This window comes from Pantanalinema rosaneae CENA516, assembly GCF_050753385.1.
Lineage (GTDB): Bacteria > Cyanobacteriota > Cyanobacteriia > Leptolyngbyales > Leptolyngbyaceae > Pantanalinema > Pantanalinema rosaneae.
The window spans coordinates 195,863-211,822 of sequence record NZ_JBLZFZ010000001.1; the positions used below are offsets into that span (position 1 = coordinate 195,863).

13 protein-coding genes are annotated in these 15,960 nt (G+C 49.4%); 12 read left to right on the plus strand and 1 reads right to left on the minus strand.

The window, feature by feature from the left end:
* Window positions 1-19 precede the first annotated feature (19 nt).
* The 11 genes from hepC to ACN4EK_RS00730 all read left to right on the plus strand — a co-directional run bounded on the left by hepC (window position 20) and on the right by ACN4EK_RS00730 (window position 13,582).
* Complete coding sequence (hepC, locus tag ACN4EK_RS00680; protein WP_431655394.1) at window positions 20-946, plus strand: heterocyst development glycosyltransferase HepC; 927 nt, start codon at window positions 20-22, stop codon at window positions 944-946.
* A gap of 26 nt (window positions 947-972) precedes the next feature.
* On the plus strand, window positions 973-2,820 hold the full coding sequence (hepA, locus tag ACN4EK_RS00685) for a heterocyst formation ABC transporter subunit HepA (protein ID WP_431655395.1): 1,848 nt from the start codon (window positions 973-975) through the stop codon (window positions 2,818-2,820).
* A gap of 67 nt (window positions 2,821-2,887) precedes the next feature.
* Window positions 2,888-4,111, plus strand: a complete 1,224-nt coding sequence (locus ACN4EK_RS00690; RefSeq protein WP_431655396.1) for a glycosyltransferase family 4 protein — start codon at window positions 2,888-2,890, stop codon at window positions 4,109-4,111.
* A gap of 12 nt (window positions 4,112-4,123) precedes the next feature.
* Window positions 4,124-5,290 carry a glycosyltransferase family 4 protein gene (locus ACN4EK_RS00695; protein ID WP_431655397.1) on the plus strand — a complete coding sequence of 389 codons (1,167 nt, stop codon included), beginning with the start codon at window positions 4,124-4,126 and terminating at the stop codon, window positions 5,288-5,290.
* Entirely contained in the window at window positions 5,283-6,491 is a 1,209-nt protein-coding gene (locus tag ACN4EK_RS00700; protein ID WP_431655398.1) for a glycosyltransferase family 4 protein, read from the plus strand. The genes ACN4EK_RS00695 and ACN4EK_RS00700 overlap by 8 nt, the downstream gene beginning before the upstream one ends.
* A 42-nt stretch (window positions 6,492-6,533) precedes the next feature.
* Window positions 6,534-7,700, plus strand: a complete 1,167-nt coding sequence (locus ACN4EK_RS00705) for a glycosyltransferase family 4 protein (RefSeq protein ID WP_431655399.1) — start codon at window positions 6,534-6,536, stop codon at window positions 7,698-7,700.
* Window positions 7,672-8,493 carry a glycosyltransferase family 2 protein gene (locus tag ACN4EK_RS00710; RefSeq protein WP_431655400.1) on the plus strand — a complete coding sequence of 274 codons (822 nt, stop codon included), beginning with the start codon at window positions 7,672-7,674 and terminating at the stop codon, window positions 8,491-8,493. Before ACN4EK_RS00705 ends, ACN4EK_RS00710 begins: the two co-directional genes overlap by 29 nt.
* Window positions 8,480-9,904 carry an O-antigen ligase domain-containing protein gene (locus ACN4EK_RS00715; RefSeq protein WP_431655401.1) on the plus strand — a complete coding sequence of 475 codons (1,425 nt, stop codon included), beginning with the start codon at window positions 8,480-8,482 and terminating at the stop codon, window positions 9,902-9,904. Before ACN4EK_RS00710 ends, ACN4EK_RS00715 begins: the two co-directional genes overlap by 14 nt.
* Window positions 9,905-9,958: 54 nt before the next feature.
* Entirely contained in the window at window positions 9,959-11,152 is a 1,194-nt protein-coding gene (locus ACN4EK_RS00720; RefSeq protein WP_431655402.1) for a glycosyltransferase, read from the plus strand.
* Between the two features lie 45 nt (window positions 11,153-11,197).
* Entirely contained in the window at window positions 11,198-12,346 is a 1,149-nt protein-coding gene (locus tag ACN4EK_RS00725; RefSeq protein WP_431655403.1) for a glycosyltransferase, read from the plus strand.
* Window positions 12,347-12,484: 138 nt separating this feature from the next.
* Window positions 12,485-13,582, plus strand: coding sequence for a glycosyltransferase family 4 protein (locus ACN4EK_RS00730; protein WP_431655404.1), 1,098 nt, complete (start codon window positions 12,485-12,487; stop codon window positions 13,580-13,582).
* On the opposite strand, the gene ACN4EK_RS00735 is transcribed toward ACN4EK_RS00730, so the two are convergent.
* On the minus strand, window positions 13,579-14,052 hold the full coding sequence (locus tag ACN4EK_RS00735; protein WP_431655405.1) for a TspO/MBR family protein: 474 nt from the start codon (window positions 14,050-14,052) through the stop codon (window positions 13,579-13,581). The two genes, ACN4EK_RS00730 and ACN4EK_RS00735, sit on opposite strands and share 4 nt — an antisense overlap.
* Window positions 14,053-14,208: 156 nt before the next feature.
* Here ACN4EK_RS00735 and ACN4EK_RS00740 point away from each other — a divergent pair, with 156 nt between their 5' ends.
* Window positions 14,209-15,507, plus strand: coding sequence for an MFS transporter (locus ACN4EK_RS00740; RefSeq protein WP_431655406.1), 1,299 nt, complete (start codon window positions 14,209-14,211; stop codon window positions 15,505-15,507).
* Window positions 15,508-15,960 lie beyond the last annotated feature (453 nt).

The window sequence follows — 15,960 nt, forward strand, 5'->3', positions numbered from 1 at the left end:
CTCCTTGGAGTTTGGCATTATGACAACACTCTTCCTACCCAATCAAGTTCCTATTTCAACCACCGCAGCCGCAACCCCCTGTCATCATCCTGGTCACTACAGATTGCAATGGCGACAGAAACAACTGCTGGTGAAGCGCACCCAGGAGCCAACAAAACCGTATCTACCCCCCTTAGAGCATCCTGACTGGTTAAGCGAGTGTTTGCAGCGATCGCCCATTCAATTAGTCAAACTAGCCGCCGATTTAAATGAGGCAGAGCTAGAGTTTTGGGCAAATGCCTGTTCCAGCGCGGGTAAAGCAGCCTTTCTCCAGGTTCCTAACACCAGTAAGTTGCCGAAAAAACGCCAACGGTTCAAGTGGTGGCTCAAGCGCATTTTCGATTGGAGTGCCGCCCTCTTCCTGGTGATTCTGTTTGCCCCAATCATGCTAGTCATCGCTGGGTTAATTTGGGTGCAATCTCCTGGTCCGATCTTCTTTTCCCAGTGGCGAGTTGGGGAGCGGGGCAAACTATTTCGCTTGCTCAAATTCCGCACGATGATCGTTGGGGCAGAACAACTCCACCATCAGGTAATGGGCTGTCAACCGGGACTGCATAAATGTGAAAATGATCCTCGCGTTACGGCGATCGGTCGCTGGCTCCGCAAATTTAGCCTGGATGAATTACCCCAATTAATCAATGTCTTGCGGGGTGAAATGAGTTTAGTCGGGCCTCGTCCCTGGGCATTATTTGATGCCTTGCGATTAAGCCCTCAGGTACGCCATCGCTTAAGTGGTTTACCAGGAATTACCGGAACCTGGCAGGTATTAGCGCGATCGAACTTACGAGATTTAGAGGCAGCAACCTGGATTGATTTGGGCTATCTCAGTAATTGGTCAATCTGGCAAGATTTCAAAATTTTGCTGATGACTATCCCTAAAGTATTGTTAGGGTTTGGTGCGTATTAGTTCAAATCATTTCACGCAAATCATCCATGCTGTTAAAACTTCCGGCATTTGTTCGCTCTGTTTTGCAAGCAACTCGTTTCTGGCAAACTAACGCATTAATTCTCCGAGAATTCAAATATTTTCCCTGGGTTGCTGTCCTGGCAATTGCCTTTGCTTTGGCAGCCGCAACCTTTGAAGGGTTCGGATTAGGGTTTTTACTGGCATTCTTACAAAGTTTAGTCAGTCCGGATGCTGAACCTTTCAAAACCGGAATTGAATGGTTTGATGTGTGGGTTTTGGGCATCAATGCCTCTGCCACCGATCGGTTATATCGAGTATCGGCGTTAATTCTGTTAGCCACCTGGCTCCGAGCCGGATTCAATTATCTAACTCAGGTTTATACCGAACTGAGCCAACAGAATCTCGTCGATCGCCTGCGAAAACGGATTTTTGAACAGCTACAGGCGGTCAATCTCAGTTATTTCTCTAAAACCCGATCGGGGGAATTAATTAACACCCTAACGGGAGAAATCGGACGGCTCCAATCCGCCTTTGGTCTGACGGCTTTTATCATTACGAAAAGTCTCACCCTGGCTGTTTATTTGGTGTTAATGCTGCAAATTTCCTGGCAACTGTCGCTGATTTCCGTGTTTTTATTTAGTCTGGTAGCTGTCGCCCTGACTAAAATTAATGCTCGGGTGCGAGAGGCTAGTTTTGATGTGTCGATCGCCAATGGTCGATTTACCTCGATCGCGATGGAATTCATCAGTGGCATTCGCACCGTTCAAGCTTTCGCCACCCAGGATTTTGAGCGCCAACGGTTTTATCACGCCAGTACCGGAGTGCTGACTGCATCGATGAAAGCCACAAAAGGATGGGCATTGGTGCGACCGTTAGCCGAAGGGCTAGCCACAACTGTGTTAATTGGCATGATTGTGATTGCTCTGACCATCTTTGTTGCCAATGGCACATTACAAACGTCATCCCTGTTGACCTTTCTATTTATCCTGTTTCGCTTGGTTCCGGCAGTCCATGAGATCAATGGCAATCGCTCGATGTTAAATAGTTTTCATGGTTCTCTGGATAATATTCGGGAACTATTGCGAACGGATAACAAGCCCTATTTGCCCGATGGTCATATTGAATTTACCGGACTGCGACGGGCGATCGCGTTTGAATCAGTGGATTTTGGTTACGATCCAGCCCAGCCCATTCTCCACAACATTACCCTGACAATTAATCGGGGGGAAATGACCGCGATCGTTGGCGCATCTGGAGCCGGTAAAACGACCCTGGTAGACTTAATTCCCCGTTTCGATGACCCGATCGAGGGCAGAATTCTGCTGGATGGCACAGATTTACGGGAGTTTCAAATTACCTCGCTCCGTCGTCGTATGGCGATCGTTAGCCAGGACACCTTTATTTTTAACGCTTCCATTCAGGATAACATTGCCTACGGAGTCCCAGAAGCCACACTGGAAGACATCAGGGAAGCCGCTCGATTAGCCAATGCCTTAGAGTTTATTTTGGAGTTGCCAGAGCAATTTAATACTCCCCTCGGCGATCGCGGAGTCCGACTTTCGGGGGGACAACGCCAACGGATTGCCATTGCGCGTGCCTTGCTGCATAACCCTGAAGTCTTGATTTTGGATGAAGCAACCAGCGCCCTCGATTCCATTTCCGAACGCTTAATTCAACAATCGATCGAGCAACTGGCAGTCGGACGCACTGTAATTGCGATCGCCCACCGTCTGTCTACGATCGTGCGAGCCGATAAGGTTGTCGTTCTAGAACAAGGGCGGATTATGGAACAGGGAACCTATCAAGAGCTACTGGCTCAACGCGGCAGGCTATGGAAATACCATCAAATGCAACACGAAGCCAGTTCAACCTGATCTCCGGTAATCACTAACCCGATCGATATAGCATCAACTGATTGTTTCATCTTCGAGGAGTAGACCCATGCATTTAATTGCCCTGGAACAAGCCCCAACCTCATTACGGGGCGGACAAGAACTGAATCTGTTAGAAATTTGTCGGGACTTGGCTCAGCGGGGGCATCAGGTCACGCTCCTGCACGAACGCGAGGGGAATCTCCTCGATCAATATCGCGAGTTTTGCCAGCATGTAATTCGGATTAATAGTTACGGCTTCGATCGCCGTCGCCTGGATGATGTCCTCAATTTTTTCCCCAGCCTGATTCAACTGGGCACGATTCCGGTCAGTCAGGATAGTGTGATTTTTAGTAATGTTTATCACACTGTTTTTTGGGGTTATCTCTTAGCTCGCTATCGCCAACGCCCCTTTGTTTGCTATTTGCAAGTACCTCCGTTTGACTTTAATCGCCAACGGTTACTCGGTCTGAAGGGAGTCGATCGCTTCATTGCCGTTTCCCATCAAACCAAACAAAACTGGACTAATATTGGCTACGAAGCTGACAAAATCGATGTCGTACTCAATGGCACAGATACCGACCAGTTTCAACCTGTAATCGATCTAGGAGCAGTGCGATCGCAGTGGGGGATTCCACAGCACCATAAAATTATTTCCTATGCCGGTCGATTGGATAAGGATAAAGGGCTAGAGACGCTAATTACTGCCTTTGCTCTGGCGCTAAAGACGCATCCCCATGCTCACCTATTGATCGCTGGAAAACCCTTATTACACATTAATCCCATTAACAATCGCGAGTGCCCTGAGGAATGCCACAAATATGAGCGATCGTTGGACAACTTAGTGGCAGACTTAGGGATTCAAGAGCAGGTCAAATTTTTAGGTCATATCACCAATACAGAAGCCCTCTACCAAGCCAGTGACGTGACTGTAGTTCCGAGTCGTTGGCCCGATCCCTGCCCCCGGGTTGTGATTGAGGCGATGAGTTGTGGAACCCCCGTTGTCGCGAGCCGAATGGGTGGCATTCCCGAGGTACTCACTGATGAATTTGATGCCCAATTAGTCGAACCAGATCATCCTCAAGCGTTAGCCAATACCCTCAGTCAGGTCATGATGTGGCGTGATCACAACCCAGGATTAGGACAACGCTGCCGGAACCATATTCTTAATCGGTTTAGCCGCGAGAAAATGGTTGATGGGATTGAGCGATCGCTGCTACAGGTGTTGCAGCCTAAGGAACGCCAGCTTGTCGGTGCAGGGTTGGTAGAACCCGCTAATACTCGGCAGTCATAGGGGAATTAACCGATGCATATTATGGCGTTAGAAGATGCCCCAACGTCATTACGGGGAGGACAGGAACTCAATCTATTTGAGATTTGTCATGGCTTGGCTCAACGCGGTCATCAGATTAGCTTAATTTACAGCAAGAATGGGAATTTGCTCGATCGCTATCAGCAATTTTGTCAGCATACAATCAAGATCGATCGCTATGGCTTCGATCGCAGGAAGCTTGTCGATGTTGTGGGGTTTCTACCCAGTCTGGCTAAAATTCCCACTCTGCCGACGCAATCCAACACAGTGATCTTCAGTAATAGCTGTCATCCCGCTTTTTTCAGTTACCTGTTATCTCGATACCATCAACACCCGTTCATTTGTTACATCCAAACCCCATCGTTTAGTTTTAATCGGCAAAAATTACTGGGATTGCAGGGGGCGAAGCGGTTCATTACCGTTTCCAATCAGATGAAACACTATTGGAGCGACTTAGGCTATCCCCCCCAAACCATCGATGTCGTTCATAACGGCACTAATCTGAGTCAGTTTCAGCCAACCGATAATTTAGCGACCGCCAGAGCCGCCTACAACCTGCCGGAATCCAGCCGCGTCATTAGCTATGTGGGCAGACTAGACCCAGAGAAAGGGGTAGAAACTCTGATCAAAGCCTTCTCCCAACTACCTCCCACGATCGAGCCAGTCAAATTGCTGATTGCTGGAAAATCGGTTATGGGCACTAATCTAAAATCCCCTGATGGCAGCAGCGAGGGTCAAGATTACCAATCCCGGTTGGAGCAGTTAGTCAACGATTTAGGGTTGCCCGATCGAGTCACCTTTTTAGGGCATGTTAGCGATCCGCGATCGTTATATCAAATCAGTGATGTCACCGTTGTGCCCAGCCTGTGGGCGGAACCCTTTGGCAGAGTCGTGATTGAAGCGATGGCCTGCGGAACTCCGGTGGTTGCCAGTCATACGGGTGGTATTCCAGAAATCCTCACCGGGGAATTTCGTGATTACTTAGTTGCACCGGGGAATGAGCCGGATTTAGCCAAAACCTTAGCTCAAGTTTTGAATTGGCGAGCCACTAAACCCGATTTAGGTCAGCGTTGTCGGGATCATGTTTTGCAGCAATTTAGTTTAGAAAAAATGGTGGATGGAATCGAAAAAGTTCTTGTCAAGGTCGTCAATCATGCCTAACAATCCTCGCGTTTTATCGATTATTGAAGAGTATTTAGGTCACAAAACCTATGGCAAGTTAATGCGAGCTTATTTTAGTCAGGTGGATGCTTGCCAGGTCGATTTCTATTGGTACAACGAAGACCGCGAACTATTGACGCGAATCATCAATCGGCTGTTAAGTTACAATCTTGCTAATCAATGGGTACAACAGCAAAACATTGATCTTCATGTCTTCCGCGTTCAACTTGGGTTTGCCTATATGGCAAGGCGATTAGCGATCCGTAAGTTGAAACAAGCGAACTACTCCGTCCTGCATTTTCATACCCAACCGTTAGCGTATTTGGCATTAGATTTGATGCGATCGATTCCAACTATAGTGAGCATCGATCGCACCATTGCTCAGGCCTCCAAAGAAAACACGGCTCCCCACTGGCAATGGACCTATGCCCCCAATATCTTTTTAGATCGGCAGGTGTTCCAACAAGCAGCCGGGATTGTTTGTTTCTCTGAAGCCAGTCGCCGATCGGTGATTAACGATTTTCAAATCGACGATCGCAAGGCACAGGTGATTTATCCCGGTGTGAATCTGCAACAAATCACCATGCCCGATCGCAGCACCCCTGCCCAACAACGCTGCAAAATTCTATTTGTTGGGGGTGATTTTGAGCGCAAGGGTGGACATGATTTACTCGCTGTGTTTTTAGAGCAGTTCGCAGATGTGGCTGAACTCCATCTGGTGACGCAAGCGGACATTCGCTGCGATCACCCGCATGTGCAGATTCATCGCCAGATTAACGCCTATACTCCCGAATGGTTAGCCCTGTATCATCAAGCGGATATTTTTGCCATGCCCACCTATTCCGAACCCTTTGGTTGGGTGTTTATTGAGGCAATGGCCGCCGGACTACCGATCGTGGCGACCGATCTGAATGCGATTCCCGAAATGGTGACCCCAGGGGAAACCGGATTTTTAGTGCAACCGGGCGATCGTTTAGCCCTGGCTCGGAGTTTGCAAACCTTGATTGACCAACCGGATTTACGGCGATCGATGGGCATGAAAGCCCGTCAGGTTGCTGAACGTAAATTTGATGCGAATCGCAACTTCCAGGCACTCGAAACGTTATTTCACGATGTCGCGATCGCGCCACCCCAATCTTCAGCAATCGCCACCCCATCAATTCCTCCTTCACAATTGGCAACCCATAGTAGAACCCTTTAAATCTCGGAATCCATCACTGTCGTCATTCTAGTTAACGTTTGTATGAATATCCTTTTCACCTGCCACTATAACTTCAATATCAATGCTGGTGCAGCAGGCGTAACATGGCGACTGGGTCAAGAATATCAACAATTAGGGCATCAAGTAGACTATTATTCTCTCGATAGTTTGCCCCAGCGATTACATCCCCTTGCCAAAGTCGCCGCCTTTCCCGAATTTGTTGCCGCCCACATCGCCAGCTTAGAACGCCACCAGGCAGTTGATCTGATTGATGCCTCCACTGGAGATGGTTGGGTGTGGGCAATGCTCAATCACAAACGCAAACAACGTCCTTTAATCGTTGCCCGGTGTCATGGGTTAGAACATATTGAGCATGAAGAATATCTGGAAGAGGTCAAACGAGGACACCTGCAATTTAGCTGGAAGTATCCCTTATATCGAGGCAGCATTCGCCTGTGGGAAGCCGCCGCTTCGATGCGGTATGCCGATGTTGCTTTGTTCTTGAATCAGCGCGATCGCCAGTATGCCGTTGACCAGCTTGGGGTTGCTCCGGAACGAGCCGAGATTATTGCCAATGGCATTCCAGAATCCTTTCTCAATCGCCCGTTTGACCCATTACCACCGGATGATACCCTCCGGATTGCCCAAATAGGAACTTACATTGTGCGGAAAGGGGTACATTATGCCTCGCCTGCCCTGAATACGATCCTGCAACGCTATCCCCAGGTTTCGGTGAGTTTCTTCGGGACGGAATGCCCGGAGGCGAAGGTGTACGCTGATTTTGATCCATCTGTTCACGATCGCATTCACATCGTGCCTCGTTATGCCCACGACACCTTACCCTCTCTGCTGAAAGGACATCACATTAAACTCTTTCCTACCATCTCTGAGGGCTTTGGTGTCGCCCTGGTGGAAGCAATGGCCTGTGGATTAGCCCCGATTACAACTGCCACTCCGGGACCGTTGGAAATTGTCCGAGATGGGCAGGATGCGATCGTTATTCCATGCCGCGATCAGGTCGCGATCGAGCAGGCATTAGACCGACTGATCAACGATCGGGCTTACCTGGAACAACTCCGGCGGCAGGCGTATGACACGGCGCAAACCTATAGTTGGTTACGCATTGCTCAAAATAACCTTGCCTGCTACGAAAAAGCTCGCGATTTAAGGAGAGTGAATTATGACCGCACCTACCCAGCCACGAATTGAGCCACCGATCACACCAACGATCGGGCATCACGCCATCTCAACGGTGATCATTGCTCAGAATGAGTCGGAATGTATTGCCAACGCCATTCGGTCTTGCCTGCCGTTTTCCGATGAAATTGTCGTCGTTGATGGTGGCAGTCAGGATGATACTCCAGAGATTGCCCAGAAGCTCGGGTGCCGAGTCTACTACAATGCCTGGTCGGGTTATGCCAATCAACGAAATTTTGGGGCGGATCAGGCGCAATATAATTGGATTTTCTTTGTTGATGCTGATGAGGTGGTCGATCGACAACTTGCTGATGCCTTACTGAATTGGAAGCAAACGCCTGACTTGACGGCAAATGCTTTCTCAGCCTTACGAATTGGGGATTTCTGGGATCGCTGGTTAGATAGCCGTCCTGAAGCCCACACGCGGCTATACAACAAGCAGGTTTTTCGGATCAAAGATGTATTAGTTCATGAAGGTCCCAATATTGGCGATGCCCCAGTTGTGCAGTTACCAGGAGTAATTTGGCATTACGGCTTTCGGGATTTAAGTGATCTGGTAATTCGCTTCAATCGCTACACCGATCTCGATGCTCAACAGGCACATCTAAATGGACAACGGTTTAATTTCCTGCGGCTGTTGCTGAAACCCTCCGCCAAATTCTTGCAGCAGTATCTCTGGTATGGCATGTATCGCCAGGGGTTAGCCGGATTTGCCCTTGCCGGACTATGGAGCTATTACATGTTCCTGAAGGAACTCAAACTGTATGAATTAGAACGACAGGCGACCAATCATGCCACACCTTAGCACTCCTACCGATCGCCATGATGCCCTTGCCTGGAGTGCGATTCTGGGCTTCGTTGCTTTCACGGCTCTGGGAATCCTTGCCCAGGCTGGCGGATTGATGCGACTGCTGTTCCCCGCCGGAGCTTTTCTGGTCGCGGTGTTCCTCTATCCCCGAGCGCCACAGTTATACCTGGGATTTGCCTGGTGGATTGCCTTTCTATCACCGTTTGTGCGGCGGTTGATTGATCAACATAGTGGTTGGGTCGATCCCAGTCCGGTGTTATTAGCCCCCTTCCTGGTGTTAATGGTGACCGCATTAGCCTTTGTCCGGACTTTACCCCGATTATCTCGCCAGGGAGGGCTACCCTTTATCTTGGCGATCGTCGCTGTGGTTTATGCTGTTCTCGTTGGCGTGATTAAGCAATCACCCACTGCCGTCATTGTGCCCTTACTCAACTGGCTGACACCAATCCTATTTGGCTGTTATGTATTTATCCATTGGCGGAATTATCCGCGCTATGCCCAAACGTTTCAACGGGTGTTTTTGTGGTGTGTATTGATTACCGGAACCTATGGCATTTTGCAATACTTGATTGCCCCGGAATGGGATCGATTTTGGTTGATCAACACTAAAGCCTTAGCCTTTGGTACTGCCGAGCCATTAGGAATGCGGGTCTTCAGTACCATGAATTCCCCCGGACCCTTTGCCACAGTGATGATGGCAGGGCTTTTACTATTATTTAGCAACCGGAGCCAATGGCGATTTGCCGCCGTCAGCGTCGGTTATCTGTCATTTTTATTATCATTGGTGCGATCGGCTTGGTTAGGTTGGGCGGTTGGACTGGTTGCCTTTATTCCGACTCTCAAACCAAAGCTGCAAATGCGCTTAGTCGTCAGCATGCTGATTATGGCAATTTGTGTAATGCCATTGATTGCTCTGGAGCCGTTTGCAAGTGTGATCAACAGCCGTTTTACCTCCTTAACAGATGTGTCTGGTGGTGATGTCAGTTACAACGATCGCCTAGCGGGATACACTGACTTTATTGGACAAGCATTATCCCAAATCGCTGGAGAAGGCTTCGGATTTACCCTGGCGCATGATGCGTTTGGCAGTAACGATAGTGGCATTTTAAGTATCTTTTTTACGTTTGGTTGGTTTGGTGCCATTCCCTATCTCGGCAGTATCTTTTTACTGTTTATTACCTTATTTCGTAGCTCTGAAGGACGCTCCGATCCCTTTATTGCCGCCGCCCGCGCCATTAGTTTAGGCGTATTTGCCCAAATTGGTTTAGGCATAGCCACAGCCGCCCTGTCTGGGGTCATAATGTGGAGCTTTGCGGGCATGGCACTAGCCGGACAAAAATACTATTCCTATCAACGATCGCAGCAATATATCGAGTTAGAAACCTTACCTGGAAAAGCCCTGGCATGATCAGGCATCAGGTTTCTGAGTAACGCTAAATTAGAGTGCGGGAGCAGGTCTAGCATGATGAAAATTTTGTTTCTCGATCAAAGTGGGCAACCCGCCGGAGCCGAATTATGTTTGCTTGATATAGCTAAATCCTACCGCGATCGCTGTTTGGTGGGTCTATTTACCGATGGGCCCTTTCACCAGCTTCTAGAGCAGCAGCAGATTCCCGTCCAGGTGTTAGCCAGCAAAGCCATTTCAGTCCGCAAAGAAAGCACCTGGCTACAGGGATTGAGTAGCTTAGGGCAACTCTTACCTCTGATCGTGAAAGTGGCTCAACTGAGTCAGCACTATGATGTGATCTATGCCAACACGCAAAAAGCCTTAGTTGTTGGGGCATTAGCCAGTAGGCTTAGCCGCCGTCCCCTGGTTTACCATTTGCATGACATTCTTTCGGCAGACCATTTTAGTGCGGCAAATCGGCGGTTAGCGGTGACACTGGCCAATCAATGTGCCTCTCTCGTCATCACGGTTTCCCAAGCAACTCAAGCCGCCTTTATCGCCGCCGGTGGTCGTCCTGAACTGACCGCCATAGTTCATAACGGGTTTAACCCCCAAGCGTATGACTGCGATCGCCAACAGGTCGATCGCTTAAAACACCAACTGGGACTCAACGGACGCTTTGTGGTTGGTCACTTTAGTCGCTTGTCGCCCTGGAAAGGACAGCATGTATTGCTAGAGGCGTTGGAGTTCTGCCCAGAACCGGTGACAGCCCTATTAGTGGGGGATGCGCTGTTCGGGGAACAGGAGTATGTTCAGACCCTCCAGGCTCAAGTTGCGGCAAAGGGATTACTCGATCGCGTCCAGTTTTTGGGATTTCAATCGGATATCGTGCCATTGATGCATGTTTGTGATGTGATTACCCATACGTCGATCGCGCCAGAACCCTTTGGGCGAGTCATCGTGGAAGGGATGTTGTGTGGGCGACCAGTAATTGCCAGCCAACTGGGTAGCGCACTGGAATTAGTCAACTCTGGAATTCCCTGCTGGCTAGTACCACCGGGAAATGCGGCGGATTTAGCGGCGGCGATCAACCACTGCCGAACAAATTGGCAGCAGGTGAATGCGATCGCCCAGCAAGCCCAACAGCAAGTCAGCCAACGGTTTCATTTAGATCGCACTAATCACCAAATTGCTCAACTACTCAATCAGTTTGAGCGCTCAAGTGCTGATGCGACTGACCGATCGACTAAGCCAATTTCTGCAAACTGAATGCCGTGTCATTGACCTGAATCAACCCATTAAGGACTCCTACCCATGCCACAGTTACTTAACCAACCCTCTATCAGCATCTTTTTACCCGCCTTAGCCGGAGGGGGTGCTGAACGTGCCATGCTGCACCTGGCGCAGGGATTAGCAGAACGCGGCTTAAAAACTGATTTAGTTTTAGCTAAAGCCGAAGGCGATTATCTAGCCTCTGTCCCCTCATCGATTCGAGTCGTCGATCTGCAAGCCCGTTTTCCGGTGCTGATCTCCAAAACGATCGCCCTGCGGCACTATCTGCAACAGGAACAGCCGACGGTACTGTTTTCTGCCCTCGATATTCTCAGTTCTGCGATTTGGGCGCAGCGACTGGCAGGGGTTTCGACCAAAACGATCATGTGTGTGCAGACCCATCTCTCACGCCAATTTCGCAATCACCAGCCCCATACGATGGGTCGGATTCGACCGTTATTAGTGCGGTGGTTTTATCCCTGGGCAGATACAATCGTTGCCGCGTCCCACGGAGTCGCTGCTGATGTGGCAAGCATTACGGGGTTGTCCGTCGATCAAATTCCAGTGATTCACAATCCGGTCGTGACTCCGGAGGTGTTGCAAAAAATGCAGGCTCCCGTGGATCACCCCTGGTTTGCGGCGGGTGAACCCCCGGTGATTTTGGGTGTAGGTCGATTAGTCAGCCAGAAAGATTTTCCAACCTTACTGAATGCCTTTGCGCGAGTTCGGCAACAGTGTTCAGCGCGATTAATGATTCTGGGGGAAGGCGAAGATCGATCGCAACTCGAAGCCCAAACTCAGCAATTAGGATTAGCGGCGGATGTGGCTTTACCAGGGTTTGTAGACAATCCCTATGCCTATATGGCAAAAGCCCAGGTATTTGCCTTGTCATCAATTTTTGAGGGCTTTGGCAATGTCGTCGCGGAAGCAATGGCCGCCGGAACCCCGATCGTGTCTACAGATTGTGAGAGTGGTCCCGCCGAAATTTTAGCCAATGGCGAATATGGCAAATTGGTTCCCGTTGGCGATGCAGAGGCGTTGGCAGAGGCGATTGTCTCAACCATTCAGCAACCACTCCCAGCAGAGGTTTTACGACAACGGGCCAAAGCATTTTCGGTGGAGGAAGTAACGGAACAATACATTGATGTTTTACAACAGGTCATCCATCAGAACAGTTTACAAACCAGCTAAAAATCGTGGATTAAATAAATCCGCCCACTGTACGGGCGGGTTTTAGCAGACCAATCTGCGCTCTGCAATGGATTTGACGGCAAAATCTGCCCCTACCAAAACTCGACCTAATTTAATTCCCATTCCTCAGTAATTACCATGCGAATTTTGCACCTGCTGAACGATATTCGAGAGTTGGGTAATGGCATTATTAATGTGGCGATCGATCTGGCGTGTCTCCAGGCACAGGCAGGGCATGAGGTCGCGATCGCTTCAGCCGGTGGAGAATACGAAACCCTCTTGGCAACCTATGGAGTTAAACACTTCTGCCTGAATCAGCGTCGCCATCCCTTGAATTTGCTCAAAGCAACTTGGCACTTGCAGCAGATCCTCCGGAACTTTCAGCCCGAAATCGTCCATGCCCACATGATCACTGGAGCCGTTCTGGCATGGGGTCTGAAGCGGCAGTTTTCCTATGCGCTCGTCTCCACCGTACATAATGAGTTCCAGCGTAGCGCTGTTTTAATGGGACTGGCCGATCGCGTGATTGCTGTGAGTCGGGCGGTGGCTGATTCCATGCAGCAACGGGGGATTCCTGCCCATAAGCTCCGGGTCGTCCGTAATGGCACGTTAAATAGTCCTCGCCAACGGCAGAGCCTTGTGTCCCAATCCTTACAACGTCCAGCGATCGTCACTATTGCAGGCATGTATCGGCGTAAAGGCATTGCGGAATTAATTGCTGCCTTCTCCCAGATCGCAGAGGACTGTCCCACTGCCCATCTCTATCTAGTTGGGGATGGGCCCGATCGCGCCCAGTTCACGCTCCAGGCCCAGCAAACTTCTGTCAGCGATCGCATTCACTTTGAAGGCTTCCAACCGGAACCACAAGGTTATTTACAGGCGGCAGATGTGTTTGTGCTTGCCTCCCATCGCGAACCGTTTGGTCTGGTGTTATCAGAGGCGAGGGAAGCCGGCTGTGCGATCGTCGCCAGTTACGTGGATGGCATTCCCGAAGCTCTCGATCAGGGTCATGCAGGCATCCTGATTCCCCCTGCCAATGTCGATGCCCTCAGCCGCAGTATTACTGAGTTACTCCAGCAACCAGAATTGCTCCAAACCTGGCGGCAGCGATCGCGACAAAATTTAGCCTGGTTACAGGTCGATCGCGTCCTCCACGATACGCTCCTGGTTTATCAAGAACTCGTCGATCGAGCAGTAGCATTACAGCCAGCCTCTGAAGCCCAAACAATGCCTTAAGTGGCTTCGGGATTGAGATCAATCATGCGGCGAGTGGTGTACGTTCCGATCGGACTCCACAATACATACGGTACCAGCAACAGAGCCGCCAATGGAGCGATCGTCGTCACCACCAGGGTCAGCAGTAGTCCTAAGCCGACCCCTAAGCCACCCAGTACCGTACCCACGGCTAAACTCCGGAGTCGCAACGTTGCCGGAATATAGGCAACCGTAATCACCTCCAACAACAAATACAATCCCATCAATAGCCAGGTTTTGAGGCTACCCGGTTCCTGTTGCCAGACCAGCATGGCAGATATAGCACCGCAGGTAAAAATAATTGTCCAAATCAGCGGAATTGCTGGCTCAAAGAACAACCATTTCGGGCGATCCAACCGTTTTGCCCACGGCAGATCGCGAGGTCGGATCAAAAAGCTGCCAAAGGCAACAACTAAGGTAATACTACCAATCACAATCGAGGAAATCGGCATAGCTCTAGCCTTGGGTAATAGGGTTCTGGTTGAGACAGAATCACGACTTTAGTTCGATCGTGCCAAGTTCAACCAGGCGCTGAATCTGCCCGGAGTCAGAGTCTTTCCCCAGAGTCATGCGTCACGCTAATGGTTAGTTCCTCAAACTAAGCTTGAATGAGCCAGAATCCCATCCGTCGTATTTTGAATCTTCCCGCCCTACGATCGCGCAACTACCGCTTGTTTTTTTTTGGACAGGGGTTGTCGTTAACCGGAACCTGGATGACCCAGATTGCCACCGTCTGGCTAGTTTATCAACTGAGTAATTCTCCCTTTTTGTTAGGCATGGTCGGATTTGCCAGCCAGATTCCCAGCTTTGTGTTAGTGCCCTTGGGTGGTGTATTAGTCGATCGCTGGAACCGTCATCATGTTCTCATCATCACCCAGGCTCTTTCAATGATCCAGTCATTGACGTTAGCCGTTCTGGCATTAATGGGCACGATTCAGGTCTGGCAGATCATTGCCCTGGCGCTATTTCAAGGCTTAGTGAATGCCGTAGATGCACCCACCCGTCAAGCCTTTGTCCCTCAACTGGTCCACGATCGGAGTGCTTTAGCCAATGCGATCGCCCTCAACTCTTCGGTATTTAACGGTGCTCGATTAATTGGGCCCTCAGTCGCCGGAATGATTGTGGCAACCCTCGGGGCTAGCTATTGTTTTTTAATCGACGGGCTGAGCTACATCGCGGTGATCGCCGCCTTACTGGCAATGCGATTTACTCACAGCCTCACCCCCCCATCATCGCCCATTTCACTGCCGCAAATTGGGGAACGACTGCGGGAAGGTTGGCAGTATGCTTTTGGCTTTAAGCCGATTCGTGCGATTCTACTGCTCCTGGCGTTAGTCAGTTTTATGGGCATGCCCTACACGGTTCTCTTGCCTGTGTTTGCGACTGAGGTGCTCAAAGGAGGGGCAGATACTTTAGGGATCCTCACTGCCGCTTCAGGCATCGGTGCCCTGATAGCTGGCGTGTTTCTGAGTCTGCGGAGCAGCATTTTAGGCTTGGGCAAATGGATTTCTCTGGCTCCCGCCATAATGGGCACTGGGTTAATCATTTTCTCCTACTCCACAACGCTATGGCTATCGGCGTTAATGATGGCGATCGTGGGCTATGGATTTTTGATTCAGTTTGCTTCTAGCAATACGATTATTCAAACCATCGTTGAAGATGATAAACGCGGTCGAGTCATGAGTTTCTATACGATGGCATTTATGGGTATGTTACCGATCGGGAGTTTAGCCGCAGGCAGTTTAGCGGACTGGATTGGTGCTCCTCGCACACTTTTGATCGGAGGAATTTTCTGTATTGTTGGCTCACTGATTTTTAATCGAGCATTACCCCGAATTCGGCAATTACTCCGTCCGGTTTATCAACAGGTAGGGATTGATCTGACGCGAGCTAAGCGATCGGCTTGAAAAGCATGAATTTAATCGAACTATCAATTCCTCGAAGAGAGTGCTCACCTTCAGCATTTCCCTGACAGAAGAACTGAGTAGCTTATTTAAATTCCTTCATAAAATAACTGGTTGAACTGGATGTTTGCATTATGCTATCCATCGTGCAGTTAAATTTATTCTGCTGAAGTTTATTTGGTTAGATTTTTGACTGAATCTATTGCTGTAAAAGATTCGTAAAAAAAGTTACGCTATCTATCGAAATGTGCAAGATTAAGAATACCTTACCGTCGATTCTTTAATGAAAGTTAAGATGCAACGTTTTCTCATCCCTACTGCCTGAGACGATCTCAGGCTGCGTTTTACGTTTAGGGACATCTACTCGGTCACCCCAGCCGATTTCATCTTAAATAGTTCCATGTCTACCGTAATTCTACTGAAACCTTTTTAATTACTGTTTAGCTATCCGCCCAA

What these genes read in the sequence shown, in the direction of transcription:
- hepC (WP_431655394.1), top strand. Translation starts at nt 20, where the DNA reads ATGACAACACTCTTCCTACCCAATCAAGTTCCTATTTCAACCACCGCA.
- ACN4EK_RS00690 (WP_431655396.1), top strand. Translation starts at nt 2,888, where the DNA reads ATGCATTTAATTGCCCTGGAACAAGCCCCAACCTCATTACGGGGCGGA.
- ACN4EK_RS00740 (WP_431655406.1), top strand. Translation starts at nt 14,209, where the DNA reads ATGAGCCAGAATCCCATCCGTCGTATTTTGAATCTTCCCGCCCTACGA.
- ACN4EK_RS00700 (WP_431655398.1), top strand. Translation starts at nt 5,283, where the DNA reads ATGCCTAACAATCCTCGCGTTTTATCGATTATTGAAGAGTATTTAGGT.
- ACN4EK_RS00710 (WP_431655400.1), top strand. Translation starts at nt 7,672, where the DNA reads ATGACCGCACCTACCCAGCCACGAATTGAGCCACCGATCACACCAACG.
- ACN4EK_RS00720 (WP_431655402.1), top strand. Translation starts at nt 9,959, where the DNA reads ATGATGAAAATTTTGTTTCTCGATCAAAGTGGGCAACCCGCCGGAGCC.
- ACN4EK_RS00735 (WP_431655405.1), bottom strand. Translation starts at nt 14,052, where the DNA reads ATGCCGATTTCCTCGATTGTGATTGGTAGTATTACCTTAGTTGTTGCC.
- ACN4EK_RS00715 (WP_431655401.1), top strand. Translation starts at nt 8,480, where the DNA reads ATGCCACACCTTAGCACTCCTACCGATCGCCATGATGCCCTTGCCTGG.
- ACN4EK_RS00725 (WP_431655403.1), top strand. Translation starts at nt 11,198, where the DNA reads ATGCCACAGTTACTTAACCAACCCTCTATCAGCATCTTTTTACCCGCC.
- hepA (WP_431655395.1), top strand. Translation starts at nt 973, where the DNA reads ATGCTGTTAAAACTTCCGGCATTTGTTCGCTCTGTTTTGCAAGCAACT.
- ACN4EK_RS00730 (WP_431655404.1), top strand. Translation starts at nt 12,485, where the DNA reads ATGCGAATTTTGCACCTGCTGAACGATATTCGAGAGTTGGGTAATGGC.
- ACN4EK_RS00705 (WP_431655399.1), top strand. Translation starts at nt 6,534, where the DNA reads ATGAATATCCTTTTCACCTGCCACTATAACTTCAATATCAATGCTGGT.
- ACN4EK_RS00695 (WP_431655397.1), top strand. Translation starts at nt 4,124, where the DNA reads ATGCATATTATGGCGTTAGAAGATGCCCCAACGTCATTACGGGGAGGA.